The following is a 23,914-nucleotide window of genomic DNA, read 5'->3' as shown; positions in this document are numbered from 1 at the left end:
GGACCTATTGCATGAATCATTTCCTCGATATCCACAAAACCGACCCTGCCGCCCTGCGCGGCATCATCGACAATGCCGCTGCGATGAAAGCCGCCCGCAAGGGCCGCCCGCGCGGGATGGCCGATGATGAACAGCCCCTCTCGGGCCACATGGTCGCGCTGATTTTCGAGAAGCCATCGACCCGCACGCGCGTCAGCTTCGACGTGGGTGTGCGCCAGATGGGCGGCCAGACGATGCTGCTGACAGGCTCCGAGATGCAACTGGGCCACGGCGAGACGATTGCCGACACCGCGCGCGTGCTCAGCCGCTACGTGGATCTGATCATGATCCGCACCTTTGACGAATCGGTGCTGATCGAAATGGCGGAATATGCCGATGTGCCGGTCATCAACGGGCTGACCGACCGCACTCACCCGTGCCAGATCATGGCCGATATCCTGACCTACGAAGAACATCGCGGCCCCATCAAGGGCAAGAAAGTCGTCTGGTCCGGTGACGGCAACAATGTCTGCGCGTCCTTCCTGCATGCCGCGGCGCAGTTCGGGTTCGACCTGACGTTCACGGGCCCCGCACAACTGGACCCCGAGGCCGAATTCATCGGGATGGCCCGCCGCGCAGGCAGCAAGATCGAGATCGAGCGTGATCCGCGAAAGGCGGTGGAGGGGGCCGATCTGGTAGTCACCGACACATGGGTCAGCATGCATGACACCCAGTCCGCCAAGGAACGCCGCCACAACATGCTGCGCCCCTACCAGGTGAACGATGCGCTGATGGCCCTTGCCAAGCCCGATGCGCTCTTCATGCATTGCCTGCCCGCACATCGCGAGGAAGAGGCGACAAGCGCCGTGATGGACGGGCCGCATTCGGTTGTTTTTGACGAGGCCGAAAACCGCCTGCATGCGCAAAAGGCGGTGGTGCGCTGGTGCCTGGGGCTTTGATGCCCAGCGATCGGGTGAAAACATTTTTCGCGAAACATCTATCATGCCCGCGGCTGTGCTCGGTGCTTGCATTTCCCCGCACACGGCCTAGCCTGACATCGACAAGAGCGGGGTAGCTTCATGTCCGAAGCACAGATTGGTGTATACGGGTTGGGGACGATGGGCAGCGCGCTGGCGCTGAACATGGCCGAGCACGGCTTTGACGTGGCCGTGACAAATCGCGAGCGGGAGTGGATCACCGCCTTCGTCAAGGAGGCCGGGCCGCTGGCCGAAAGGCTGCACCCCAAGGAAGAGCTGGACGCCTTCGTGGCCAGTCTGAAAACACCGCGCATCATTCTCTTCATGATCCCGTCGGGCGCGCCGATGGATGCGATGATCGGCACCATTGCGCCGCTGCTGGAGCCGGGCGATACGATCATTGACGGCGGCAATGCCGATTTCCACGCCACCCGTCGCCGCGCGGCTGAATTGGCCGAACGTGATCTGCATTTCGTTGGCATGGGCGTCTCGGGCGGGGAAAAGGGCGCGCGCCACGGGCCGTCTATGATGGTCGGTGGCAGCGATCACAGCTGGCAGCAACTCAAACCGATCCTGCGCGCCATCGCCGCGCGGTTCGAGGGCGATCCTTGTGTCGATCATCTGGGGCCGGACGGGGCCGGGCATTTCGTCAAGACGGTGCATAACGGCATTGAATACGCCGATATGCAAATGATTGCAGAGGTTTACGGCCTGTTGCGCTATGGCGCGGCGCGCACGCCTTCGGAAATCGGCGCGATGTTCGCGCGCTGGGATCAGGGGCGTCTGAAATCCTACCTGATCGAAATCACCGCCAAGGTCCTGACCTATGCCGATCCCGAATCCGGGCACCCGATGGTTGACGTGATCAAGGACGCGGCAGGCCAGAAGGGCACCGGGCGCTGGACCGTGGTCGAGGCCGTGCGCCTTGGCCAATCGGCCAACATGATCGAGGCGGCGGTGGGCGCGCGCAGTTGGTCGTCGGAAAAAACCGTGCGCATGGCGGCAGAGCGGATTCTGGGCGGCACTCGCGGCGCTTTGGAGCTGAGCGATGACACGCTGGCAGAGGCGTTTCTGGCGGCGCGCATTCTGGGCTATGCGCAGGGGTTCCGCATCCTCGCATCGGCGTCGCAGGAATATGACTGGACCCTCGATTTCGCGCGCATCGCCGAGGTCTGGCGCGCGGGCTGCATCATCCGCTCGGCGCTGCTTGACGATATTTCCGAGGCATTCCGTGGTGGCGATCTGGCCGAAGGGCAACTGATCCTCGCGCCGAAGATGACGCAGATTCTGGAGAAGTGCCTGCCAGCGCTGCGGCAGGTGGTTGCGGCGGCGGTCGCGGGCGGGCACGCGGTGCCCGCGCTGGGCGCGGCACTGGCGTTTTTCGATACCATGCGGCAGGGTTATGGCACCGCCAACATCATTCAGGCGCAGCGCGATTTCTTCGGCTATCACGGGTTCGAACGGCTGGGGCAGGAGGGCCGCCACCACGGCCCTTGGTGGGACTGACCCTGTTCAGGCTCCGGCGATGGTCAGCCGCCGCGCCTCTGGCTCGCGCATCCAGTCGTGCAGCGCCTCCTGAAACGCCGTGACCAGCCTGCGGGGCCGATCGGCCACCCAACCCGACAGCAACTGAAACCCCGGCAAACCCGGCTCCAGCGGCAGCGCGCAGAGCGTATCGCCACCATAGCTGATATCGGTGAAAGGGCGCATCGCCAGGATCGTCAGCCCGACACCCGCACCCACAAGGCCGCGCACCATCTCGGTGCTGTCGGCGCGCGCGACGATGTTCGGGGTCAGGCCGCGCCCGGCAAACAGCCCTTCCAGAAATGGCCGTGCCAGCGGCAGATCAAGCTGGATGATCGGGTGGCGTGCCACATCTTTCAGCAGCACCGGCGAGGTCGCCGTGATGGCGTGCCCTGCGGGGGCCAGTACGTATGGCGGCAGGTCCAGCAGCAATTGCGTCTGGATGTTGTGCCGCAGATCCTGCCCGGCGAAGAGAATGATATCGAGCTTGCCCGCCAGCAGGCGCTCTTGCGCGCTGTCGTTGTTTTCCGCGCTCAGCACCAGTTGCAGATCGGGATGGGCGCGCATCATCGGCGCCAGAATGCGCGGCAGGAACGCGGGGGCCACAGGGGCGTAATAGCCGATGCGCAACGTCCCCTGCAGCCCGCTGCTAACCGCGCGCCCGTCTTCCATCACGGCGCGGTAATCGTCCAGCAGGGCGCGAAACCGCGCCGCGAGAGTCACCGCCTCGGGCGTGGGGGCGATGCCGCGGGCGCGGGTGCGAATTAGCAGCGTCGCCCCCATCTCGGCCTCGACCTGATCCACGGCTGCCGCCACGGCCGACGCGGCGGTATTCAGCTCTGCCGCCGCACCGCTGATCGAGCCGTGCTCGACCACACGGGCAAAGGCGCGCATGGCCTTGAGCGAGAGGTTCGGGGTGCGTGGCAAGTTTATTCCTCTGATTTTTCGAGATCAAAGCACATTTAAATCTCTTTTTCCATTGAAAGACCATGTGCCAGATTGTGACTGTCCCAGTTGCAAGGAGCCACGACATGCCCGATCACGCCCCAGATGCGCAGAAACTGCCCGGCTGGAACCATGTGCCGGATGTGCCCATCGCCGTGTCGCCGTTCTTTAGCTGGCCGCCTGATCCCGCAGCGATGGGCCGGTGGCTCGCCGCGCGCTGGCTGGGGATCGCCGAGAACACCATTCTGGTGGCGATCGCGTTGATCACATGGGCGTTCTTCCAGCCGTCGCTGGACACCACCCGGACCCTGTCATGGGATTGGATCGCGGCGATCTGGTTGCGCAACATGGTGCTGCTGAGCGTAGTGGCGGGCGGGCTGCACTGGTACTTTCACGGAGCCAAACGTCAGGGCTCGCGGCTGAAGTTCGATCCGCGAGAGTTGATGACCCGAGGGCGGCAGTTCACCTTTGGCGGGCAGTTGCGCGACAACATGTTCTGGAGCCTCGGCAGCGGCGTCGCGGTCTGGACCGGTTTCGAGGTGCTGATGTTCTGGGCCATGGCCAATGGCTGGGCGCCGGTGCTGACATGGGCGGATAACCCGGTTTGGTTCGTTGCGCTCTTCCTGCTGACACCGGTGTGGATCTCGTTTCATTTCTACTGGATTCACCGGGCACTGCATTGGGGGCCGCTCTACCGGCTGGCGCACGGCCTGCATCACCGCAACGTCAATGTCGGGCCGTGGTCGGGCCTGTCGATGCACCCGGTGGAACATGTGCTGTTCTTCAGCTCGATCCTTGTGCATTTCCTCGTGGCCGCCAGCCCGCTGCATATCCTGTTTCACATGCAGCATCAGGCGCTGACCGCGGCCAGTTCGCATACCGGGTACGAGAGCCTGCTGGCGGGCGACGAAAAGCGTCTGGCGCTGGGCACGTTCCATCACCAGATGCATCATCGCTATTTCGAGGTGAATTACGGCAACCTGGAAATGCCCTGGGACAAGTGGTTCGGCTCGTTCCATGATGGGACGCCCGAGGCGCATGCGCGTCTCAAGGACCGGCGGGGGCGGCGCGGCTGAGCGGCTCAGTGTCGGCGCTTTGCCCGCAACGTTGGATCGGCCTGCGTGGGGTCTTCGGGCCAGGGGTGCCGGGGGTAGCGCCCGCGCATGTCGCGGCGCACATCGGTGTAGGAACTGGCCCAGAAGCCGGGGATGTCGGTGGTGGTCTGCACCGGGCGCTGCGCGGGTGACAACAGCGTGACCTTGAGCGGCGTGCGCCCGACGGTCGGATGTTCGGTCTGGCCGAACATTTCCTGCAGGCGCAGGCTGATCTCGGGCGGGTCGCTGGCATAGTCGATCGGGATACGGCGGCCCAACGGCGTGGTGAAATGCGGTGGCGCCGCGCGGTCCAGCGCCTGTATCTGGTGCCAGTCCAGTTGCGCGCGCAGTGCCTCGAGCATGTCGAACCTTCGCCAGTCCTGCGCGCTGCGCACGCCTGCCAGATGCGGCAACAGCCAGTCGTCGAGCCGCTCCATCAGCGCAGCCTCGGACATGTCGGGCAGATCGGGCTGGGTGTCGCGCACCAGTGCGACACGCGCGGTAAAGCGGCGGGCCGCATCGCTCCAGTTGAGCCCAAGATCGCGCACCCCGTTCAGCATCCCGCGGGCGATGGCATCCTCGGGCGCGTCCTTCCAGATGCGATCATCAAGGGTGAGCGCGCCGAAATTTTCCTGTTTGCGCGCGATGACACGGCGCTCGCGGCGCGACCAGTGGCAGATATCGGCCCAGGCGATCTGATCGGCGTAGAGGCCGCGCAACTCGGCCTCGCTGATGGCGATGGCCTGCCGGATACGCGCCTCGCGCGGGTCGCCGTCTAGATCGGTGGCGACAATCAGGCGGGTGCCTGCAAGCGTGTCATCATCGGCCAGAACGGCGCCTTTGCCGCCCGACAGGATATAGCGCGGGGCATCGCCGGGGCGTCGCAGGCCGATGCGGTCAGGATAGGCAAGGGCGGCCATTTCGGCGTCATTCATCGCCCGCTTGCGGGCGCTTTTCGTGGTGCGGGCAAGGCGCTTGGCCTCTTGCCGTATGCGGGCAAGCGTAGCGCGGTTCGGCTCGAAGGGCAGGCGCGCCGAGGGGCTGCGGATCGCCGTCAGGCGCAGCGCCAGATCGCAGGGCGCGGCGCGCGGCAGCGGATCGCGCTCGGCCAGCAGGGCCGCCAGCGGCGCGGCGTCCGGTCCGGCGCGCTCCAGCATATGCGCAAGGCGTGGATGCAGGGGCAGCGCGGCAATCGTGCGGCCATGATCGGTGATCAGCCCGGCATTGTCCAAAGCACCCAGCATCCGCAGCAGCGCCTGCGCCTCGGCATAGCTGCCGGGATTGGGCGGGGTCAGCAGCGGCAACTGGTCCGGCGTGGCCCCCCACATCGCCAGTTCCAGCGCCAGCGGCGCGAGGTCCGCCGCTTCGATCTCGGCGGGTGCGAAAGCGGGCAGCGCGCCCTCTTCGCCGCGTGTCCAGAGCCGCCAGGCAGTGCCCGGCGCCACCCTACCTGCACGGCCCGCGCGCTGGGTCGCCTCGGCGCGGCTGACCGGCTCTGTCACCAGCCGCGCCATGCCCGATCCGGGATCAAACCGCGCCCGGCGCGACTTGCCGCCATCGACCACGATGCGGATATCCTCGATGGTCAGCGATGTTTCGGCGATGGAAGTCGCCAGCACGATCTTGCGCCCCGTCTCGGCGGGCGCGATGGCGGCGCGTTGCTCGGCAAAGGGCATGGCTCCAAAAAGCGGGCGGATATGGCAATCGGCGGGCACGCGCGAAGCGAGCAGCGAGGCGGTGCGCCGGATTTCCCCCTCGCCGGGCAGAAAGGCGAGCAGCCCGCCGTCGCTTTCCGCCAGCGCAGTGCAGATCAGATCGGCCATCGCAGGCTCAAGCCGGGTTTTCCGGGGCAGCGGACGATCAAGCCAGCGGGTCTCCACGGGATAGCTGCGGCCCTGCGAGGTGATCATCGGCGCATCATTCATCAGCGCTGCCACCGGTTCGGCGTCCAGCGTGGCCGACATGGCGATCAGAATCAGATCGTCGCGTAACGCCCCCGCCACTTCGAGGCAGAGTGCCAAGCCCAGATCGGCATTCAGCGAGCGTTCGTGAAATTCGTCAAAGATCACGGCGCCTATGCCGGGCAGGTCGGGTTGCGATTGCAGGCGGCGGGTCAGGATACCTTCGGTCACGACCTCGATGCGCGTTGCGTCCGATACCTTGGCCTCGCCGCGTATCCGGTAGCCCACCGTGCGGCCCACCGGCTCGCCCAGCGTCTGCGCCATCCGCTCGGCAGCGGCGCGCGCGGCCAGGCGGCGCGGCTCCAGCATCAGGATACGGCCCTGCACCAGCCCTGCCTCCAGCAGTGCCAGTGGCACCACCGTCGTCTTGCCCGCCCCCGGCGGTGCCTGCAACACGGCGCGCCCGTGGTCGCGTATCGCGGCCATCAGCGCGGGCAGGGCATCGTGAATTGGCAATTGGGCGGTCATGCCAGCGTTATCGGCGCAAAAGCTCGGCTTTTCCATAGGTGGTGCGCACCGTGACCTGCCGGGCCTGCATCCGGCCGCCACCGGGGCTGTAGCGCACGCTGAAGGGATAGACGGTCTGGCGCTTCAGCTCGCTGGCCGAGAACCCGGCAAGACGGCGATAGCTGCCGCTGCAGATCACCTCGTCCCCCGCCTCGGCGCGCCCCGTCATCGTGATGCGCGAGCGCCGCGCGCCGTCAAAGATCGTGACATCCGTCTGGCACAGGGTCGCGGCAGGCTGGTCGTGCAGCACCGCAAAGACCGCCGTGAGCGGATCAAGCGTGCCGCCCTCGCGCGCGGGATCAAGCGGCACTTCGCCCGGATCGGGCACCGCCGTCGCCAATGTGCCGCCGATGATGCGCGGCACGCCGCCGCGATAGCGCAGCCGGGCCGATGACGCGCGCCGGCCGGTGTCGATGCTCTCGTTGTAGTGTTCGGGGATGAAACCGGTGGCTGTCACCCGCCCGCGCGCCGTCAGGTCAAACCCCGCACGCGCCACCGCGCCGACGATACCGCGAGTGGAAAAGGTGGACTGCACCATGTAGTCGCCACCATCAATCCGCCCGGCCAGCGTCATCTCGCCCAGCTTCACGCCGATCAGGCGCACATCAAAGCGCGCGGCGGTGGTGCCATCCGCAGGCGAACCGGCGGCCGCCAACCCGGCGACGCAGAGTGCGGCCAGTCCGATCAATCCCGTGATGATGCGCATTGCCTACCTCTTGGCTGGTGTCCGGGGCGGGACGGTCTGGACAAAGCCCCGCCTCAGAAGGCATGTAAGCCAAAGATGGCTCAGGACCAACCGGCGGACAGGCATGGATATCTCGGAACTCGCAGACAGGATAGCAAAAGGTGACCGGCGCGCATTGGCCCGTGCCATCACGCTGGTCGAAAGCAGCCGCGCCGATCACCGCGATCAGGCCGCCGCCTTGCTGGAACGGTTGCGTACGGGCGGGCGCGAGGCGCTGCGCATCGGCTTGTCGGGCACGCCGGGGGTGGGCAAATCCACCTTTATCGAAGGGTTCGGCGGAATGCTGACCGGGGATGGCCTGCGGGTCGCGGTGCTGGCTGTCGATCCCAGTTCGGCACGCTCGGGCGGCTCGATCCTCGGCGACAAGACGCGGATGGAACGGCTGAGCCGTGATCCCAACGCCTTCATCCGCCCGTCGCCCAGCCAGACACATCTGGGCGGCGTCGCCCGTCGCAGCCGCGAGGCGGTGGCGCTCTGCGAGGCGGCAGGATTCGACGTGGTGTTGATTGAGACGGTCGGCGTCGGCCAGTCCGAAACCGTGGTGGCCGAGATGTCGGACCTGTTCTTGCTGCTGCTGGCACCTGCGGGCGGCGATGAATTGCAGGGCGTGAAACGCGGCATCATGGAGATTGCCGACCTGATCGTGATCAACAAGGCCGACGGCGATCTGAAATCTGCCGCCACGCGCACCTGCTCGGACTATTCCGGCGCGCTGCGTCTGCTGCGCAAACGGCCGCAAGACCCCGAAGGTTTTCCCAAGGCGCTGATGGTGTCGGCGCTGGAGGAGACCGGATTTCGCAAGCTGTGGGACGAGATGCAGGCATTGACCGAATGGCGGCGCGCCAATGGCCATTGGACCGCACGCCGCGCCGCCCAGGCGCGCTACTGGTTCGAAGAGGAAGTACGCCAGGGCCTGCTGGCGCAACTGCGCACGGATGACGCCCGCGCCGCCCTGCAGTCGCTGGGCGGGCAGGTGGCCGAAGGGCGCCTCACGCCGTCTGTGGCCGCCGCGCAACTTCTGGCGCAGATCGGCGGCGGGCAGGCGTGACAGAACCGGCCGCCTACGCTACGACTTGGGCAGCATTGCGCCGTTTGTGCGCACGAACCGACGGAGGATGCTCTATGTACAAAGGGATCTGGAACCGCGCCATCTGAGGCAGCCAGTCCTTTTGCGGCGGCTGCCCCGGCACCGCCCCACGCACGTAGAGTGTCTATTTTCAACGCTAATTTCAGGCGTCCGTCATGTTCAGGAAATTCGAAAACCTTGTCGATCCGTTTGCATCCTTTGACGATGCAACCCCGCCCGCAACGCTCTGGGCCTATCTGAAATCCCACTATCGACCGTTCCGCAAATGGATGCTGGTGCTGGCCATCAGCGGCATTGTCGTGGCCTTGGTCGAGACCGGGCTGATCTTCTACTCGGGCCGTGTGATCGACCTGCTGGGCGCGACCGAGCCGGGCGGGCTGATGGCGCGGCACGGGGGCGAGCTGATCGTGGCGGCGGTGTTCATCCTGACGCTGCGGCCGGTGATGATCGCCTTCAACCATCTGCTGCTGGAGCAGATGCTGGCCTCCAACATGCAAGAACAGGTCCGATGGCGCGCGCACAAACATCTGCTGGGGCAAAGCTCTGGGTTTTTCCAGAACGAGTTTGCCGGGCGGCTGAGCAACCGGGTGATGCAACTGGGCGAGGCAGTCGAGGACGGCACTTACATGGCGTTCGAGGGCGTGTGGTATTCGCTGACCTACGTGCTGGGCGCTGCTGTCATTCTGGCCGGGGTCGATCCGATCCTGTCGGTGCCGCTGCTGCTCTGGGCGCTGATCTTCGCGCTTTATGTCCGCTACATCGCGCGTCGCGTCGCGGTGGCGTCAGAAAAATGGTCCGATGCCCGCTCGACCGTGACGGCGCGGGTGGTGGATGCCTATGCCAATATCGAAACGATCAAGCTTTTCGCCGACGACGACACCGAAGAACGCTACGTGCTCTCGGCGATGCGCCGATTGCGGCTGCGTTTCCAGCGCTTCCTGCGGCTGATGACCGAACTCAGCCTTGGCCTGAACATCATCAACGGATTGCTCATCGTCGGGATGCTGACACCGGCGATCTGGCTCTGGTCAAAAGGCGAGGTCAGCGTGGGCGAGGTGGCCGCCGCCACCGCGCTGACCATCCGGCTGAACGGCATGTCAGGCTGGATCATGTGGGTTGTCATTCGGTTGTTTGAACATGCGGGCGTGATCCGCGAAGGGCTGCGCTCTGTTGCGGTGCCGCATGACGTGGTGGACGTGCCGGACGCGCCAAATCTGCAGGTGCGCGAGGCACGGATCGAGCTTCGCGGCGTGACCCACCACTACGGGCGCGGCCATGGCGGGCTGAACGGGGTCGATCTGGTGATCGCACCGGGGCAGAAAGTGGGCCTCGTCGGGCGGTCCGGCGCGGGCAAGTCGAGCCTCGTGAACCTGCTGCTGCGGATGCGCGACGCCGAAGCAGGGCAGATCCTGATCGACGGGCAGGACGTCGCCCGCGTCCGCCAGACCTCGCTGCGTCAGGCGATCGGCATGGTCAGCCAGGACAGCGCGCTGCTGCACCGTTCGATTCGCGCCAATATCCTCTATGGCGCGGCACATGCGGATGAGGCGGCAATGGTTGCGGCCGCCAAACAGGCCGAGGCGCATGATTTCATCATGGACTTGCGCGATTCCGAGGGGCGCACCGGCTATGACGCGCAGGTGGGCGAGCGCGGCGTGAAACTCAGCGGCGGCCAGCGCCAGCGTGTCTCGATCGCGCGGGTGATCCTCAAGGATGCGCCGATCCTGGTGCTGGACGAGGCGACATCGGCGCTGGACAGCGAGGTGGAGGCGGCGATACAGGACACGCTCTTTGACCTGATGCAGGGCAAGACCGTCATCGCCATTGCCCACCGCCTGAGCACCATCGCGCAGATGGACCGAATCGTGGTGATGGAGGCCGGATCCATCATCGAGGATGGCACTCATGACGAGCTTCTGGCGCGCGGTGGCACCTATGCCGCGCTCTGGGCGCGCCAGTCGGGTGGTTTCCTGGGGGATGCGGTGCCAGAGTGAGAAGCCTTGCCATTTCCGCGCCGCGCCCCTTGACGCCCCCACTGATTCCGCCTATCCACCGCCAACGGAATTCGGAACGCTGCCTGGGGCGGCGTTCGTTTGTTTTGAGACGGGCCGCCAAGGCCCTCATGAAAAGATGAGGATGATCCCATGTCGCGCCGCTGCGAACTGACTGGAAAAGGCCCGATGGTTGGCAATAACTCTAGCCACGCCAACAACAAAACCAAGCGTCGGTACCTGCCGAACCTGAACGACGTCACGCTGCAATCCGAGGCCCTTGGCCGCGGTATCAAACTGCGCATCAGTGCCGCAGCTTTGCGCAGTGTCGACCACCGTGGAGGGTTGGACGCGTTTTTGGCCAAGGCGAAAGACGTTGAACTGTCGCCCTCCGCGCTGAAGGTGAAAAAAGAGATCGCCAAGATCGGCAAGAATGCCGCGGCAGCTCTCGACGCCTGATTCGATCCATACGGACAAGATTTTTACAGCCCTGCCGGAAACCGGCGGGGCTGTTTCCGTTTGCGCAGGTCACCGATTCAAAATGCTCTCGACCCACTTTGGCACCAGCTCCGTTGCGGGGCCGATATGGCTTTCGTCGAAATCGCGGGCGTTGCTGGCGGGCTCCAGGTTGATCTGCACCGTCCGCGCGCCCAGTCGCGCGGCGTGCTGCGCATAGGCGGCTGCGGGATATACGTTGCCCGACGTGCCGATGGCGGCAAAGATATCGGCGGCTGCCAGCGCAGGGTCGATCACCTCGGCACCATAGGGCGTTTCACCGAACCAGACGATATCGGGCCGGGTCTGCGCCGCGCTGCAGGCCGGGCAGGGATCGGTGGCGTGCATTTCCGGCGGTGCCGGCCAGCGGTGGCCACAGGCGTGGCAGAGCGCGCCCATGAGGCGGCCATGCATGTGCACCAGATTGCGGCTGCCCGCGCGCGCATGCAGGTCATCGACATTCTGGGTGATGATCAGCACCGCGCCCGGGTGCTCGGCCTCCAGCCGCACCAGCGCGTGATGTGCGGCATTCGGCATGACCTCCGCGGCCTTTGCGCGGCGGGCATTGTAGAAGGCGTGCACGCGGGCGGGATCGCGCTGAAATGCCTCCGGCGTCGCGACATCCTCGATCCGGTGCTGGGCCCACAGCCCGTCTGCGTCGCGAAAGGTGCTGAGCCCGCTTTCGGCGGAAATGCCTGCGCCAGTGAGAATCACGATCTTTTCGGGGGCCATGGCATGCTCTACACTTCGGGACATGGCCAACCGTATCCTATTTGTCTGTCTCGGCAATATCTGCCGGTCCCCCACCGCCGAGGCTGTGGCCCGGGCGCTGCTGCCCGGGGTCACGGTGGACAGCGCCGGCACCGGCAACTGGCATGTGGGCGAGCCGCCCTATGCGCCGATGCAGGCGGCGGCGCGGGCGCGCGGCTATGACCTGAGCGGGCTGCGCGCACGTCAGGTCACCGGCGCGGATTTCGCGCAGTTCGATCTGATCGTGGCGATGGATGCGGACAATCACGCGGCGCTCGAAGCGCTGCGGCCCGGACAGGGCGGCGCCCCGGTCCGGCTGCTGACCGGATTCGCGCCCGACACCGGCGCGGATCACGTGCCCGATCCCTATTTCACCCGCGATTTCGACGCGGCGCTTGATCTGATCGAAACCTGCATCAAGGGGCTACGCGCCGCGCTCTGACAGCGATCAGTGCGCAGGCCGCCGTCGCCGCGTCGCATATTTCAAGACCTTTGCACCCACAGACATTTCGGGAATTCCGAACTGATGTTTTCGACGTTTGAAAAAGCCGAAGCCGGAAGGCGTGCGAGCCTTGCGCGACGGCGGAGTCCGGCGCAGGACTGAAGGACAAGGAGGCCCGCCCATGACGATTACAGTGCTCAAAGCCGCCCCCGGCGAACCGCCCCGCACGGCGGCAGAGATCGGCGATACCGTTTCGATCATGCTTGCGCGGCTGCGCACCGGCGGTGCGCAGGTGGCGCTTGAATATGCCCGCAGCCTCGACGGCTGGCAGGGCGAGATCATGGTGACGCGCGCCGAGATCGCCGCCGCCACCGCGCGGGTGCCGCAGGCGCTGAAAGACGATATCGCCTGGGCGCATGACAATATCAGCCGCTTTGCCGCCGCACAGCGGGCCACCGCGCAGGACATGGAGATCGAGCTGCGCCCCGGCCTGATCGCGGGGCAAAAGCAGATCCCGCTGCAGGCGGCGGGCTGCTATGTACCGGGTGGGCGCTATACCCATATCGCCAGCGCCTTGATGAGCATCGCCACCGCCCGCGAGGCCGGCGTGCCGGATATCACCGCCTGTTCGCCGCCCAACGGCGCAGAGGGGATTCCCGACGCGATGCTGTACGCAATGGATCTGGCCGGTGCCACACGCATCCTGACCATTGGCGGGGTGCAGGGCGTGGCGGCGATGGCGTTCGGCCTGTTTGGTGCGCCCGCCGCGGATATCCTCGTGGGGCCGGGCAATGCCTATGTGGCCGAGGCCAAGCGGCAGCTGTTCGGCCCGATCGGGATCGACATGTTCGCCGGGCCGACCGACAGCCTGATACTGGCTGACGAGACCGCCGATGCGGACCTCGTTGCGATGGACCTTGTCGGGCAGGCCGAGCATGGCGGCAACAGCCCGGTCTGGCTGGCCACCACCCACCGCCCGCTGGCCGAAGCTGTGCTGGAGCGCATTCCCGGCGTGATCGCCGATCTGCCGGAGCCGAACCGAAGTGCCGCCCGTCAGGCTTGGGCCGATCTGGGCGAGGTGGTTCTGTGCTCCGACCGCGAAGAGATGGCACGCCATGCCGACAGCCGCGCGCCCGAGCATCTGCATGTGCAGGCCGCCGATCCTGACTGGTGGCGGGCGCGGTTGCTGGCTTATGGGTCGCTCTTTCTGGGCGCGGGTACTACGGTCGCATTCGGTGACAAGGCGGCCGGGCCAAACCACGTTCTACCCACCAGCGGCGCGGCGCGTTATACGGGGGGCCTGTCGGTGCACAAGTTTCTCAAGACGGTCACCTGGCAGCGCGTCACCGGCCCGGTTCTGGACGATCTGGCGCGGGTCACGGCCAGTATCAGCCGCGCGGAACGAATGGAGGGGCATGCCCGCTCTGCCGATCTGCGGCGCGGCGCGGGTGTGGAAGTGCCAAGAACAATGACTTTGAAAGGATGACCATATGAACCTCGCCAAATTTCCCCGTGTTTCCCTTGCGCATTTGCCCACACCGCTGGAGCATATGCCGCGCCTCAGCGCCGCGTTGGGCGGGCCTGAGATATGGATCAAACGCGATGATTGCACGGGGCTCAGCACCGGCGGCAACAAGACCCGCAAGCTGGAGTGGCTGATGGCCGAGGCGCTGGCACAGGGCGCGGAAATGGTCATGACCCAAGGCGCGACCCAATCCAATCACGCCCGCCAGACGGCGGCGGCGGCGGCCAAGCTGGGTCTTGCCTGTCACATCCTGCTGGAGGATCGGACCGGCTATAACCACGAGAACTACAAATATAACGGCAACGTCCTGCTGGACCATCTGCACGGCGCCACGATTGAGCATCGCGGCCCGGATCTGGACATGAACGCCGAGATGGAAGCCGTAGCCGACAAGATGCGGGCAGATGGCAAGAAGGTCTATACCATCCCCGGTGGCGGCTCGAACCCGACGGGCGCACTGGGTTATGTCAACTGCGCGCTCGAAATGCTCAACCAGTTCGTGACCACCGGCCTCAATGTCGATCATATCGTGCATGCCACCGGCAGTGCCGGCACGCAGGCCGGGCTGATCACAGGTTTGAAAGCGATGAATGCCAACATCCCGCTGCTGGGCATCGGCGTGCGCGCGCCCAAGGCCAAGCAGGAAGAGAACGTCTATAATCTGGCCGTCAAAACCGCCGAGAAACTGGGTTGCCCCGGCGTGGTCGCGCGCGAGGACGTTGTGGCCAATACCGATTATGTCGGCCCCGGCTACGGCATGCCCGGCGATGACACGCTGGAGGCCATCGACATATTCGCCCGCACCGAGGCGATCCTGCTCGACCCGGTCTATTCTGCCAAGGGGGGCGCGGGCCTGATTGACCTGATCCGCAAGGGGCATTTCAAGAAGGGCGAGAACATCGTCTTCGTGCATACCGGCGGCGCCATCGGGCTGACCGGCTACACCCACTGCTTTGACGTGCCAAAGTGAGACCGGTCGGCATCTTGGGCGGGATGGGGCCAGAGGCCACCATCCTGCTGATGCAAAAGGTGCTGGGGGCGGTGCAGGCGCGCGATGACGCCGATCACATCCCCCTCATCGTGCATCAGAATCCGCAGGTGCCCAGCCGCATCGCCGCACTGATCGAGGGGCAGGGGGCAGACCCCGGCCCGGCTCTGGCCCAGATGGCGCGCGATCTGCAGGCCGCAGGAGCCGCTGCGCTGGCGATGCCGTGCAACACCGCGCATCACTACGCAGACACCGTGCGGGCGGCCAGCACGCTGCCCTTTCTGGATATGCTGGCGCTGTCGGCAGAGACGTTGCAGGCGGCAGGTGCCACGCGCATCGGCATGCTTGCCTCACCGGCGACGCGCCTCACGGGCGTTTTCGATGCACCATTCGCCGCGCACAGGCTGACACCTGTGTGGCTGCAGGACGAGGCGGCGCTGCTGGCGATCATTCGCGCGGTCAAGGCGGGCGAGGGGGCGGATACGCTGCGCCCCCGGCTGGCCGCCTGCGGTGCAGCGTTGCGGGCGCAGGGGGCCGATCATCTGCTGGTGGCCTGCACCGAACTGTCCCTGATGACCGATGCGCTCGGCGAACACGGCCCGGTGACAGATACGCTCGATTGTCTGGTGCGGGCGATCACGGCCTTTGCCCAAGGCGACAGCGCAGCACAATAGCGGTTCGGGGCGCTCAAGAGCGCCCGAGCCATGCGCGCTTAGCCGCAGATCCTCTGGGCCTGCTTGCTGTATTCCACATAGGCGTCCCAGAACACTTCGTTGCTGGCACGGTCGGACATGCGGGTGTCCTGCGCCTTTTGCGGGTCGCTGTAGAAGGTCACGGCGCGGCGCTGCTGCGCGCCGGAAAGCGTCTGGTCGGCGACTGCCTGAATGCAGCCGCACAGTTCCGGCGAACGCGCCTTGCGGTCGGATGTCAGACAGGCCTTGCTGAGCGGACCTGTGGCGCGCGGCTTGCGGGTGGGCAGCACCGTTTGGGCGGGTTGTGTGGCACGACTGGGCGCGCGCTTCGATTTGGACTCGAATCTGTGCACGCCGCCGCATCCGGCCAACGCCAATATCAATCCCATGATCAGGATGTTTTTCATCGCCTTTGCCTCGTTTGCCTGCTCGCCCCCGGGGCTGGCCCCCGGTGTTGGTGCGCGTCGCGACGATCTTTGCCTGAACCGGCCGGATTTTTCAATTAACAACATCGGCCGGATGGCAATTCGGTGGCCGGGTGCGGTCAGACTGCCTCGCACCGCACCGCGCGATTGCCAGAACGCGGGGCGGAAATGGGCAATTGCGGCGCATGTACGCACGGATTGCCGCGCGGCCTCCATGCCATCTTGACCAAGTGCCAAAACCCCACCATATCCCTCTGTCATGACACCGCTTTCCCATATCCGAAATTTCTCGATCGTGGCCCATATCGACCACGGGAAATCCACGCTTGCTGATCGCCTGATCCAGCAGACCAACACGGTCGCGGAGCGGGACATGAAGGCCCAGATGCTCGACAGCATGGATATCGAGCGCGAACGCGGTATCACGATCAAGGCCCAGACGGTGCGGATCAACTATACCGCCAAGAACGGCGAAGATTATGTGTTGAACCTGATCGACACACCCGGCCATGTCGACTTTGCCTACGAGGTCAGCCGCTCGATGCGCGCGGTCGAAGGCTCGCTGCTGGTGGTCGACAGCACCCAGGGGGTCGAGGCGCAGACACTGGCCAATGTCTATCACGCGCTGGATGCGGATCATGAAATCGTGCCGATCCTGAACAAGATCGACCTGCCGGCCAGCGAATGTGACCGCGTCGCCGAACAGATCGAGGATGTCATCGGCATCGACGCCAGCGGCGCCATCCGCGTCAGCGCCAAGACCGGCGAGGGCATCACCGAGACGCTCGAAGCGATCATCGAACACCTGCCCGCGCCCAAGGGCGACAGGGACGCGCCGCTCAAGGCGATGCTGGTCGATAGCTGGTATGACTCCTACCTGGGCGTGATCGTTCTGGTGCGGATCATGGACGGCACCCTGAAAAAGGGCGACCGGGTGCGCATGATGCAGAACGGCAGCGTGCACCAGGTCGACCGCATCGGCGTGTTCCGCCCGGCGATGACTGTGGTCGAGGAGCTTGGACCGGGCGAGATCGGGTTCATCACCGCTTCGATCAAGCAGGTGCGCGACACCAAGGTGGGTGACACGATCACGCTGGACAAGGCGCCCTGCGCCACGCCGCTGCCGGGGTTCAAACCCTCTGTGCCGGTGGTGTTCTGTGGGCTCTTCCCGGTGGACAGCAACGAATTCGAGGATCTGCGCGACGCGATCGAGAAACTGGCGCTGAACGATGCCAGCTTCAGCTACGAGATGGAAACATCAGCCGCCCTTGGCTTCGGCTTTCGCTGCGGCTTCCTCGGGCTGTTGCACCTCGAAGTGATCCGCGACCGGATCGATCGGGAATATGACATCGACCTGATCACCACCGCGCCGTCGGTGATCTACAACATCTTCATGAAGGACGGGACGATGCAGCCGCTGCACAACCCCGCCGACATGCCCGACATGAGCACCGTCGACCACCTGGAAGAGCCGCGGATCAAGGCGACGATCCTCGTGCCGGACGATTACCTGGGCGATGTGCTGAAACTCTGTCAGGACCGGCGCGGCATCCAGATGGACCTGACCTATGCAGGCTCCCGCGCGCTGGTGGTCTACGACCTGCCGCTCAACGAGGTGGTGTTCGATTTCTACGACCGGCTGAAATCGGTGACCAAGGGCTATGCATCCTTCGATTACCAGATGATCGGCTACCGGGAAGACAACCTGGTGAAAATGTCGATCCTGGTGAATGACGAACCCGTCGATGCGCTGTCGATGATGGTCCACCGCGACCGGGCCGAGACGCGCGGCCGCGCCATGGTCGAAAAGCTCAAGGACCTGATCCCCCGCCACATGTTCAAGATCCCGATCCAGGCCGCCATCGGCGGCAAGGTGATCGCGCGCGAAACCCTGTCTGCCATGCGCAAGGACGTGACCGCCAAATGCTATGGCGGCGACGCCACGCGGAAGAAGAAGCTGCTGGAAAAGCAGAAGGCCGGCAAGAAGAAGATGCGCCAGTTCGGCAAGGTGGATATTCCGCAGGAAGCTTTCATAAGCGCGCTAAAAATGGACAGCTAAAGCTGTCCATTTTTTGCGCGCAGTGCGGGTAAGCGATTGGCGCAGCCAATTGCGGCCGCACCCCGGCGAGTGTGTGAGCGGGTTCGCCTAAGATGAGTGGATGAGCGCCATCTCAGGCGCTCACCTTTACTACTTTTCTTTACGAACGCCTTTGAAAGGTGTTTTGCTTGACGTCTTCACGTCCATGAATCTTCCAGTCGAAGTGTCACGTTTTACATAGTTGCCAGAGGGCGTCTTTGTCTGAGACCTTCCTTTGACCATGCCATTACGCCGTCCGTCACCGGTGGGAGGATTGGTAGCCATTTTTTTCACCCTATTGTGTGTGGCAAGCGGGTGAACAGTAGTAGCATCCGTTGACCTGATTGTAGTGGATCTTTGCGGCGGTTACCGCAGGACTACACGTAGAGAAATCGCCGAGGAAAATTCGATTTTCCGGCTGCGGCATCCAATTGCAACCAGTTTTATGAACCTCATGGTCTCCGTTTGGCTGAGCGTTCTTATTCACGTAATGATAAGCCATCATTTGAGCTCCTTAGTTAGCTTCAATGAAGGCCGCTTGACTCAATGTTCGTGGGCTGAAATTGTCCCAATTGCGATCCGAACGACTGCAGCGACCTTCGGGTCTACGCAGTGCCGGACAGCCGACGCCGCCTTGGTCACAACCCTTGGCGGCGTCATTGATTCGTCCGGTTGTCTTGGGAATGTTTGCGCAAACACCTATGGGTGTCAATGCTTAGGGCGCTAAATATCGTGATATTGCACAATATTTAGCTATTTATACCACTACTACACCCAGCATGTCGTGTCTGTCAATGGGTTATCCCCAGTTTCATGCACAATTATAAAGGTTTTATGAGCGCTTCGGCCGCCGGAACATGTCGGGCTATGCCATCGTGGCAGTTTGTGCTTTCCATTGCCAAATCTCCGATTTGGCAGCGCCCGAACCGCCCCCACGGGGCGGGCGCTTCTCGCCCACCCCTCGGTTCGGGCGCTGGCGTCCGGGGCGGGCGGTGTAGGCCAGATCGATGCTCTTTGCGCTCACCGGCTTTCCATCTCGCGCGCTTGGGAGTAAGCGATGAATATACCCAATCCCCGCCGCCCTGCTGCGCGCCTATCCTACGGAGAACCAACATGACTTGCGCCCTTTGTTCCGCCGATACACCCCTTGTGGAGCACCCGGTCCCCGGTGGCCCGGACGGCGCAAGCGCCCAGATCTGCGAAACCTGCGCCAGCCAGATTGCCGACACCACCAACCCTGACCATTGGCGCTGCCTCTCGACCGCGATGTGGTCGGAGGATAAGGCGGCTCAGGTTCTCGCGGTGCGGCTGCTGGCCGTGCTGGACGAGCACGACTGGGCGCGTGACCTGACGGCGCAGCTCTGGCTGGACGATGACACCCGCGCCTGGGTCGACAACCAGCCCGAACAGACCGAGCACCGCGACAGCAACGGCGTGCTTCTGGCGCAGGGCGATACCGTCGTTCTGATCAAGGATCTGCCGGTGAAGGGTGCCAATTTCACCGCCAAGCGCGGCACGGCGGTGCATCGCATCTCGCTGGTGCCCGACAACGCGGGGCAGATCCAGGGCCGCGTCGAAGGCCAGCAGATCATCATCCTGACCGAGTTCGTGAAAAAGCGGTAGGCTGCTGGCATTCTGACCCAGATCAAGGCCGCACCGCCCGCCTGACGCTAGGCTCCCGTGAACACATCAAAGGAGGCGCCAATGGCTTGGCTGACATTTGTCGTTCATCTCTTGGTCGGGGCCACGCTGGCCGGGGTCGGCGTGATCGTGGCGCTGGTATTGGGCTATGACACGCTCCGGGGCGTACTGACCGCGGCGGCAGCGGGATTCGTGCTGTCAGTGCCGGCGACATGGCTCGTGGCCCGGAAGATTTCGCGGCGAAAGTGAGCTTGCGCGCGTGGCCGTTGTGTCCGGGGGAAACTCCCGGACGAACCCGTTGCTGCCGTGCAAAGAAATTGACAGGCGGGCAGGCTCGTATACCATGCATAGTGAATACATGCGCCATGCTAACAATATGATGAGGGATCCGATGCGCCTCCTGCCAACACTCTCCACAGGCCTTGCCCTGGCTTTTCTCGCGGCGTCGCCCGCGGCCGCTGACGGGCCGACCCTGTACCCTTACGCGGCCAAAGAGAATTACTGCCCGGCGGGCCTGCAGCCCATCGCACTGAATGGCGTGATCTGCTGCGGCCAGCCGACCACGAACGTGACCTACCAGCAGGTGATGAAACATCCCCGCCCCGCGAAAAAGCGGCATTATTCGGCACGCGTCAACCATTGCCCGGTGGGCACCAAGGGCTGTTCGTAACCCATCGTTTTACCGCCCGTCCTCCCGCCCGGCAGCTACATCGGCGTGGATGACGTGGATCACAAGGGGCGTGCTTGCGGGCGCGCCCCTTGCTGTTCGTGGTCGCGCCTTCGGGTTGTCGACTTCTGGGTCTTGGGGGCTTCGGTGAGGGTTCTGTCAGCTTGATGCAGTCTTGCCCGGCGCACATGCCGCGCCGGGGACGGAACCGGATATAGCGATCCCATCACGGTGTTTCGTAACGGTGCTTCGGAACAGGCCCGAGGCACGCGTTCACCCCCTGACACCCGCATTCCTCACGGGCGTTGGGCGTTTCGCATTCGAAAGACGCGAAACGCTTTGGATCAGGTTTTGGGGGCTGACGTCAGAGCAGTGAAATATTCGCCGCCATCTGCCGGCCGTCACGACCTTCCTCAAGATCGAATGAGACCTTCTGGTCATCTGACAGGCCAGTCAGGCCAGATCGTTCCACGGCCGAGATATGCACGAACACATCCTTGCCGCCATCATCGGGTGCAATGAACCCGTAACCTTTGGTGGTATTGAACCATTTCACGGTGCCAGTCGGCATTCCGCTTCTCCTTCTGCTCTTCGTCCCGGAAACAATGCCGGGCCATGTAGAAGGGGTTCGAGCGCAGTCGGTGCGCGCGGACAATTCTGCCCCCGCTACACTTTTGATGATTGCACGGGATTCGTAAAATGCAAGTAAAACAGCGTGAACTTTCGCCTGACCCAAGGTAGGGAAGAGGAAAATCCAGCGGAGCCGACATGAAACTTTACGGGCTGAAGACGTGTGATACCTGCCGCAAGGCATTGAAATCTATAGAGCCTGTGGAATTCGTAGATGTTCGCGCCGACGGCGTGCCCGAAGATGTGTTGAAAGCGGCTCATGCCCGGTTCGGCGATGCGTTGCTCAATACCCGCTCGACAACGTGGCGCGGGCTGGACGCCGATGAGCGCGCCTCTGACCCGCTGGAGTTGCTTGCCCGGCATCCCACCCTGATGAAGCGGCCGCTGATCGTCGCTGGCGACACGCTCTATCTTGGGTGGGGCAAGGATGTTCAGACCGCGCTGGCGGGCTGAACCTGTTTTGCAGCGGCCTCAGTTGGGCAGGGGTGCCAGCCCGCCGATGCCGCTCTTGCGCTCCAGCACACGGTCCAGCGCCAGCGGCCCGCCCCCCCGGATCACCAGAACGACCAGCACAAACACCCAGAAGGCGCGCTGATCCAGCAGCAGCCCGTCGGAATAGCGGTCGAACCAGGTGTCATTCGCCGCCAGGCCCAGCTTGACCCCGTGGCCGAAGATATCGGTCAGCGACTGCACGATGACAAACCCGATCATGCCAAGAGCCGTCAGCCGTGTGAACAGGCCCAGCACGATCAGCAGCGGCAGCACGATCTCGGCCCAGCCACCGGCGACGGCGATCAGCTTTTGCAGGGCTGTCATCTGGCTCACGTCATAAAGCGCGGCCTCGGCAGCCTTGGGGAAAATCTGCGCAAATGCGCCGTCGGTGGGGGTAAACAGCCCGGTCAGGCCCTGATCGAAGGCGATTTTCGAAACACCCGATTGCCAGAAGTAGTAGAACAGCACTCCGGCAAAGATCAGCCGCGCCAATGTGGGAGTCAGCCAGCCCAGACGTTCAAGCCTCGCGGTAAGAGAATGATAAAGCGAGAGAAGTTGTGTCATGTGAATATCCTAAAGTTCAGCCGAGATGATTGCGCGACCCGACAGCAGCAGGGCAAGCACTGCCGACAGGTCGAACTCCGGCGCCTGCACCTGCGCTGTTTCAACCGCCGCACCCAGCGTTTGGCCGGCCTGCAAGGCGGTAATGAACTCTGCGCCACCCACGGGCAGCACCTGTGGTTCGGGATCGAATTCGGGTCGTGTCACCAGCACATCCTGCGCCTTGGCGGCAGGTTTGGGGTAACCCTCATGGGTGTTGTACGCCCATATATCGTAGAGCGGCCAAGGGGACCGCAGCAGGCGCAGGGCCGGTGCCAGAGTCAGGCGCAGCTCGCCCAGCTGTTCGGGCGGAATATCCGCCAGCCGCTCGGCAGCGATCGGCGTGGCGTCGGCGGCGTGGTAGGAGCGACGGATCGCCATCTCCAGTGCGGCCACGTCATGCAGGTAGCCCAGATGCGCCAGCGGTTCGAAATCCCGCAGGAAGGCGGGAAATGCTTCGCCGTAGAGGAACAGCACGGGCGAAACCGGCGGGTGCCGGCGCAGGAAGACCCCGCTTATGGCGGCAAAATTCTCTTCGCCCAGCAGCTTGCGGATCACCGGAAAGCCGGTCTGCAACACTTCGGTCAGGCCGACCGCCACGTTGTTGCGGTAAACGTCGAAGCGCGCGCCCGCCGCTCGGCCCCGCCCGTCGGTCAGGCCGCCGGGAGCTGCTAGGGAGGCGTCGAAAACCGCCTCACGGAATTGGGTCTGATTGACGGTCATTCGGCTGCAACCTTGTGCAACTGGCTCAGAGCGCGCCCTGCGCGGGCGGCTTCACGCTCCAACTCGGGCCATGGGGGAATATCGTCGTCGCGCTCGATCAGCACCGGCAGCGGGCCGGTATGCGCCAACGTGCGCTCCAGCAAGGTCCAGACCGGCTCGGCGATGTCATGGTCGTGGCTGTCGATCAACAGCGGATCACCGTGGTCGTCGGCATCCTCGTGATGCCCGCCAAGGTGGATTTCACCCACATGGGACAGGGGAAAGGCATCCAGATACGCCTCGGCACTGGTGCCCAGGTTGGTGGCCGAAACAAACACGTTGTTCACATCCAGCAGCAATCCACAGCCGGTGCGGCGGGTAATCTCGGACAGGAACTCGGTCTCGGTCATCGTGCTTTCGGCAAAGGCTAGGTAGCTCGACGGGTTCTCCAGCAGCATCTGGCGCCCCAGAACCTGCTGTACCTCGTCAATGTGGTCGGCCACGCGTGTGACGGTGGCGGCGGTATAGGGCAGTGGCAGCAGATCGTTCAGATAATCGCTGTCATGGGTCGACCATGCCAGATGCTCGGAAAAGCTGGCCGGGTTCAGCCAGTCGCATAACTCTTTCAGCCGCGCCAGGTGATTGGCATCCAGCGGGCCTTCACCACCGATGCTCAGGCCGACACCATGTAGTCCGTCCTGAACATCGCTGTCAGGTCGTCAGCATATCGACCTGAACTCTTCGATCGCGTGCCATTTCCGCGTCAGCTGTCATGCAAGTTTGGCAGACCAGCCAAATCAGTTGGCGCAAAAAGACCCTCAGGTGCCGGAGGATCATGCGGATGTTGTGGCCGCAACCGCAAAGCACGGCGAAGAGCGCGTCGCCTTCTGTCCCTTTCAAAGTGCTTCGCGTCAGGCGACCGTCATTTTTCATGTGCCCGATCATCGGCTCGATGGCACTTCGCCGTCGCAAGAGCCT

General features: G+C 64.2%; 23 protein-coding genes and 2 pseudogenes. 15 read left to right on the top strand and 10 right to left on the bottom strand.

The window, feature by feature from the left end:
* Nucleotides 1-11 precede the first annotated feature (11 nt).
* Complete coding sequence (argF, locus tag O3306_RS19005) at nucleotides 12-938, top strand: ornithine carbamoyltransferase (protein ID WP_272010257.1); 927 nt, start codon at nucleotides 12-14, stop codon at nucleotides 936-938.
* 120 nt (nucleotides 939-1,058) lie between these two features.
* The gene (gene gndA, locus O3306_RS19000; protein ID WP_272010255.1) at nucleotides 1,059-2,462 is read left to right on the top strand and encodes an NADP-dependent phosphogluconate dehydrogenase; all 1,404 of its coding nucleotides are present in this window, start codon (nucleotides 1,059-1,061) and stop codon (nucleotides 2,460-2,462) included.
* 6 nt (nucleotides 2,463-2,468) lie between these two features.
* Here the strand turns inward: gndA and O3306_RS18995 are convergent, their stop codons facing one another.
* The gene (locus O3306_RS18995) at nucleotides 2,469-3,407 is read right to left on the bottom strand and encodes a LysR substrate-binding domain-containing protein (protein ID WP_272010253.1); all 939 of its coding nucleotides are present in this window, start codon (nucleotides 3,405-3,407) and stop codon (nucleotides 2,469-2,471) included.
* A 104-nt stretch (nucleotides 3,408-3,511) separates the two neighbouring features.
* Here O3306_RS18995 and O3306_RS18990 point away from each other — a divergent pair, with 104 nt between their 5' ends.
* Nucleotides 3,512-4,501 carry a sterol desaturase family protein gene (locus O3306_RS18990; protein WP_272010251.1) on the top strand — a complete coding sequence of 330 codons (990 nt, stop codon included), beginning with the start codon at nucleotides 3,512-3,514 and terminating at the stop codon, nucleotides 4,499-4,501.
* A gap of 5 nt (nucleotides 4,502-4,506) precedes the next feature.
* Here O3306_RS18990 and hrpB read toward each other — a convergent pair whose 3' ends face one another.
* A complete protein-coding gene (gene hrpB, locus O3306_RS18985) occupies nucleotides 4,507-6,948 on the bottom strand; it encodes an ATP-dependent helicase HrpB (RefSeq protein ID WP_272010250.1) in 2,442 nt (813 codons plus the stop codon).
* Nucleotides 6,949-6,955: 7 nt separating this feature from the next.
* The gene (locus tag O3306_RS18980) at nucleotides 6,956-7,693 is read right to left on the bottom strand and encodes a DUF3108 domain-containing protein (RefSeq protein WP_272010248.1); all 738 of its coding nucleotides are present in this window, start codon (nucleotides 7,691-7,693) and stop codon (nucleotides 6,956-6,958) included.
* Nucleotides 7,694-7,796: 103 nt separating this feature from the next.
* Between O3306_RS18980 and meaB the strand changes: the two genes are divergently transcribed.
* The 3 genes from meaB to rpmB all read left to right on the top strand — a co-directional run bounded on the left by meaB (nucleotide 7,797) and on the right by rpmB (nucleotide 11,269).
* Entirely contained in the window at nucleotides 7,797-8,780 is a 984-nt protein-coding gene (meaB, locus tag O3306_RS18975; RefSeq protein ID WP_272010246.1) for a methylmalonyl Co-A mutase-associated GTPase MeaB, read from the top strand.
* Between the two features lie 194 nt (nucleotides 8,781-8,974).
* Nucleotides 8,975-10,813: an ABC transporter ATP-binding protein gene (locus O3306_RS18970; RefSeq protein ID WP_272010244.1), complete on the top strand. Its 1,839-nt coding sequence runs from the start codon at nucleotides 8,975-8,977 to the stop codon at nucleotides 10,811-10,813.
* A 150-nt stretch (nucleotides 10,814-10,963) separates the two neighbouring features.
* Entirely contained in the window at nucleotides 10,964-11,269 is a 306-nt protein-coding gene (gene rpmB / locus O3306_RS18965) for a 50S ribosomal protein L28 (RefSeq protein ID WP_272010242.1), read from the top strand.
* 69 nt (nucleotides 11,270-11,338) lie between these two features.
* Here the strand turns inward: rpmB and O3306_RS18960 are convergent, their stop codons facing one another.
* Complete coding sequence (locus O3306_RS18960) at nucleotides 11,339-12,061, bottom strand: NAD-dependent deacylase (protein ID WP_272010240.1); 723 nt, start codon at nucleotides 12,059-12,061, stop codon at nucleotides 11,339-11,341.
* Between O3306_RS18960 and O3306_RS18955 the strand changes: the two genes are divergently transcribed.
* The 4 genes from O3306_RS18955 to O3306_RS18940 all read left to right on the top strand — a co-directional run bounded on the left by O3306_RS18955 (nucleotide 12,060) and on the right by O3306_RS18940 (nucleotide 15,684).
* Nucleotides 12,060-12,497: a low molecular weight protein-tyrosine-phosphatase gene (locus tag O3306_RS18955; protein WP_272010238.1), complete on the top strand. Its 438-nt coding sequence runs from the start codon at nucleotides 12,060-12,062 to the stop codon at nucleotides 12,495-12,497. The genes O3306_RS18960 and O3306_RS18955 overlap by 2 nt on opposite strands.
* 181 nt (nucleotides 12,498-12,678) lie before the next feature.
* Nucleotides 12,679-13,983 (top strand): histidinol dehydrogenase, encoded by a 1,305-nt coding sequence (hisD, locus tag O3306_RS18950; RefSeq protein ID WP_272010236.1) that lies wholly within the window; start codon nucleotides 12,679-12,681, stop codon nucleotides 13,981-13,983.
* 4 nt (nucleotides 13,984-13,987) lie between these two features.
* Nucleotides 13,988-14,992 carry a D-cysteine desulfhydrase gene (locus O3306_RS18945; RefSeq protein WP_272010234.1) on the top strand — a complete coding sequence of 335 codons (1,005 nt, stop codon included), beginning with the start codon at nucleotides 13,988-13,990 and terminating at the stop codon, nucleotides 14,990-14,992.
* On the top strand, nucleotides 14,989-15,684 hold the full coding sequence (locus O3306_RS18940; RefSeq protein ID WP_272010232.1) for an aspartate/glutamate racemase family protein: 696 nt from the start codon (nucleotides 14,989-14,991) through the stop codon (nucleotides 15,682-15,684). Before O3306_RS18945 ends, O3306_RS18940 begins: the two co-directional genes overlap by 4 nt.
* Nucleotides 15,685-15,722: 38 nt before the next feature.
* Here O3306_RS18940 and O3306_RS18935 read toward each other — a convergent pair whose 3' ends face one another.
* Nucleotides 15,723-16,109 carry a hypothetical protein gene (locus O3306_RS18935; protein WP_272010230.1) on the bottom strand — a complete coding sequence of 129 codons (387 nt, stop codon included), beginning with the start codon at nucleotides 16,107-16,109 and terminating at the stop codon, nucleotides 15,723-15,725.
* 277 nt (nucleotides 16,110-16,386) lie between these two features.
* On the opposite strand from O3306_RS18935, the gene lepA reads away from it, so the two are divergent.
* The 4 genes from lepA to O3306_RS18915 all read left to right on the top strand — a co-directional run bounded on the left by lepA (nucleotide 16,387) and on the right by O3306_RS18915 (nucleotide 20,515).
* Nucleotides 16,387-18,186 carry a translation elongation factor 4 gene (gene lepA / locus O3306_RS18930; protein ID WP_272010228.1) on the top strand — a complete coding sequence of 600 codons (1,800 nt, stop codon included), beginning with the start codon at nucleotides 16,387-16,389 and terminating at the stop codon, nucleotides 18,184-18,186.
* Between the two features lie 1,131 nt (nucleotides 18,187-19,317).
* Complete coding sequence (locus O3306_RS18925) at nucleotides 19,318-19,827, top strand: PhnA domain-containing protein (RefSeq protein WP_272010225.1); 510 nt, start codon at nucleotides 19,318-19,320, stop codon at nucleotides 19,825-19,827.
* A gap of 81 nt (nucleotides 19,828-19,908) precedes the next feature.
* Complete coding sequence (locus O3306_RS18920) at nucleotides 19,909-20,094, top strand: CTP synthetase (RefSeq protein WP_272010224.1); 186 nt, start codon at nucleotides 19,909-19,911, stop codon at nucleotides 20,092-20,094.
* A gap of 94 nt (nucleotides 20,095-20,188) precedes the next feature.
* Complete coding sequence (locus O3306_RS18915) at nucleotides 20,189-20,515, top strand: hypothetical protein (RefSeq protein ID WP_272010222.1); 327 nt, start codon at nucleotides 20,189-20,191, stop codon at nucleotides 20,513-20,515.
* A gap of 361 nt (nucleotides 20,516-20,876) precedes the next feature.
* On the opposite strand, the gene O3306_RS18910 is transcribed toward O3306_RS18915, so the two are convergent.
* Nucleotides 20,877-21,083 (bottom strand): cold-shock protein, encoded by a 207-nt coding sequence (locus O3306_RS18910; protein ID WP_272010220.1) that lies wholly within the window; start codon nucleotides 21,081-21,083, stop codon nucleotides 20,877-20,879.
* Nucleotides 21,084-21,280: 197 nt separating this feature from the next.
* On the opposite strand from O3306_RS18910, the gene O3306_RS18905 reads away from it, so the two are divergent.
* Nucleotides 21,281-21,595, top strand: a complete 315-nt coding sequence (locus tag O3306_RS18905; protein ID WP_272010218.1) for an arsenate reductase family protein — start codon at nucleotides 21,281-21,283, stop codon at nucleotides 21,593-21,595.
* 18 nt (nucleotides 21,596-21,613) lie between these two features.
* Here the strand turns inward: O3306_RS18905 and O3306_RS18900 are convergent, their stop codons facing one another.
* The 4 genes and pseudogenes from O3306_RS18900 to O3306_RS18885 form a co-directional block, all read right to left on the bottom strand.
* Nucleotides 21,614-22,198 (bottom strand): DoxX family protein, encoded by a 585-nt coding sequence (locus tag O3306_RS18900; RefSeq protein WP_272010216.1) that lies wholly within the window; start codon nucleotides 22,196-22,198, stop codon nucleotides 21,614-21,616.
* 9 nt (nucleotides 22,199-22,207) lie between these two features.
* Nucleotides 22,208-22,957, bottom strand: a complete 750-nt coding sequence (locus O3306_RS18895; RefSeq protein WP_272010214.1) for an HvfC/BufC N-terminal domain-containing protein — start codon at nucleotides 22,955-22,957, stop codon at nucleotides 22,208-22,210.
* Nucleotides 22,954-23,628 (bottom strand): annotated as a pseudogene (locus O3306_RS18890) (DUF692 domain-containing protein); the annotation flags it as partial. The pseudogene O3306_RS18890 and the gene O3306_RS18895, both read right to left, overlap by 4 nt.
* Before the next feature lie 19 nt (nucleotides 23,629-23,647).
* Nucleotides 23,648-23,914 (bottom strand): annotated as a pseudogene (locus tag O3306_RS18885) (hypothetical protein); the annotation flags it as partial.

This window comes from Roseovarius sp. ZX-A-9 (genome assembly GCF_028369135.1).
GTDB lineage: Bacteria > Pseudomonadota > Alphaproteobacteria > Rhodobacterales > Rhodobacteraceae > Roseovarius.
This window is presented reverse-complemented; position numbering and strand designations above follow the sequence as displayed.

Coding starts and splice junctions, on each gene's coding strand:
- argF (WP_272010257.1), top strand. CDS start 12: ATGAATCATTTCCTCGATATCCACAAAACCGACCCTGCCGCCCTGCGC.
- gndA (WP_272010255.1), top strand. CDS start 1,059: ATGTCCGAAGCACAGATTGGTGTATACGGGTTGGGGACGATGGGCAGC.
- O3306_RS18990 (WP_272010251.1), top strand. CDS start 3,512: ATGCCCGATCACGCCCCAGATGCGCAGAAACTGCCCGGCTGGAACCAT.
- hrpB (WP_272010250.1), bottom strand. CDS start 6,948: ATGACCGCCCAATTGCCAATTCACGATGCCCTGCCCGCGCTGATGGCC.
- O3306_RS18980 (WP_272010248.1), bottom strand. CDS start 7,693: ATGCGCATCATCACGGGATTGATCGGACTGGCCGCACTCTGCGTCGCC.
- meaB (WP_272010246.1), top strand. CDS start 7,797: ATGGATATCTCGGAACTCGCAGACAGGATAGCAAAAGGTGACCGGCGC.
- O3306_RS18970 (WP_272010244.1), top strand. CDS start 8,975: ATGTTCAGGAAATTCGAAAACCTTGTCGATCCGTTTGCATCCTTTGAC.
- rpmB (WP_272010242.1), top strand. CDS start 10,964: ATGTCGCGCCGCTGCGAACTGACTGGAAAAGGCCCGATGGTTGGCAAT.
- O3306_RS18955 (WP_272010238.1), top strand. CDS start 12,060: ATGGCCAACCGTATCCTATTTGTCTGTCTCGGCAATATCTGCCGGTCC.
- O3306_RS18960 (WP_272010240.1), bottom strand. CDS start 12,061: ATGTCCCGAAGTGTAGAGCATGCCATGGCCCCCGAAAAGATCGTGATT.
- hisD (WP_272010236.1), top strand. CDS start 12,679: ATGACGATTACAGTGCTCAAAGCCGCCCCCGGCGAACCGCCCCGCACG.
- O3306_RS18945 (WP_272010234.1), top strand. CDS start 13,988: ATGAACCTCGCCAAATTTCCCCGTGTTTCCCTTGCGCATTTGCCCACA.
- O3306_RS18935 (WP_272010230.1), bottom strand. CDS start 16,109: ATGAAAAACATCCTGATCATGGGATTGATATTGGCGTTGGCCGGATGC.
- lepA (WP_272010228.1), top strand. CDS start 16,387: ATGACACCGCTTTCCCATATCCGAAATTTCTCGATCGTGGCCCATATC.
- O3306_RS18925 (WP_272010225.1), top strand. CDS start 19,318: ATGACTTGCGCCCTTTGTTCCGCCGATACACCCCTTGTGGAGCACCCG.
- O3306_RS18920 (WP_272010224.1), top strand. CDS start 19,909: ATGGCTTGGCTGACATTTGTCGTTCATCTCTTGGTCGGGGCCACGCTG.
- O3306_RS18915 (WP_272010222.1), top strand. CDS start 20,189: ATGCATAGTGAATACATGCGCCATGCTAACAATATGATGAGGGATCCG.
- O3306_RS18910 (WP_272010220.1), bottom strand. CDS start 21,083: ATGCCGACTGGCACCGTGAAATGGTTCAATACCACCAAAGGTTACGGG.
- O3306_RS18905 (WP_272010218.1), top strand. CDS start 21,281: ATGAAACTTTACGGGCTGAAGACGTGTGATACCTGCCGCAAGGCATTG.
- O3306_RS18900 (WP_272010216.1), bottom strand. CDS start 22,198: ATGACACAACTTCTCTCGCTTTATCATTCTCTTACCGCGAGGCTTGAA.
- O3306_RS18895 (WP_272010214.1), bottom strand. CDS start 22,957: ATGACCGTCAATCAGACCCAATTCCGTGAGGCGGTTTTCGACGCCTCC.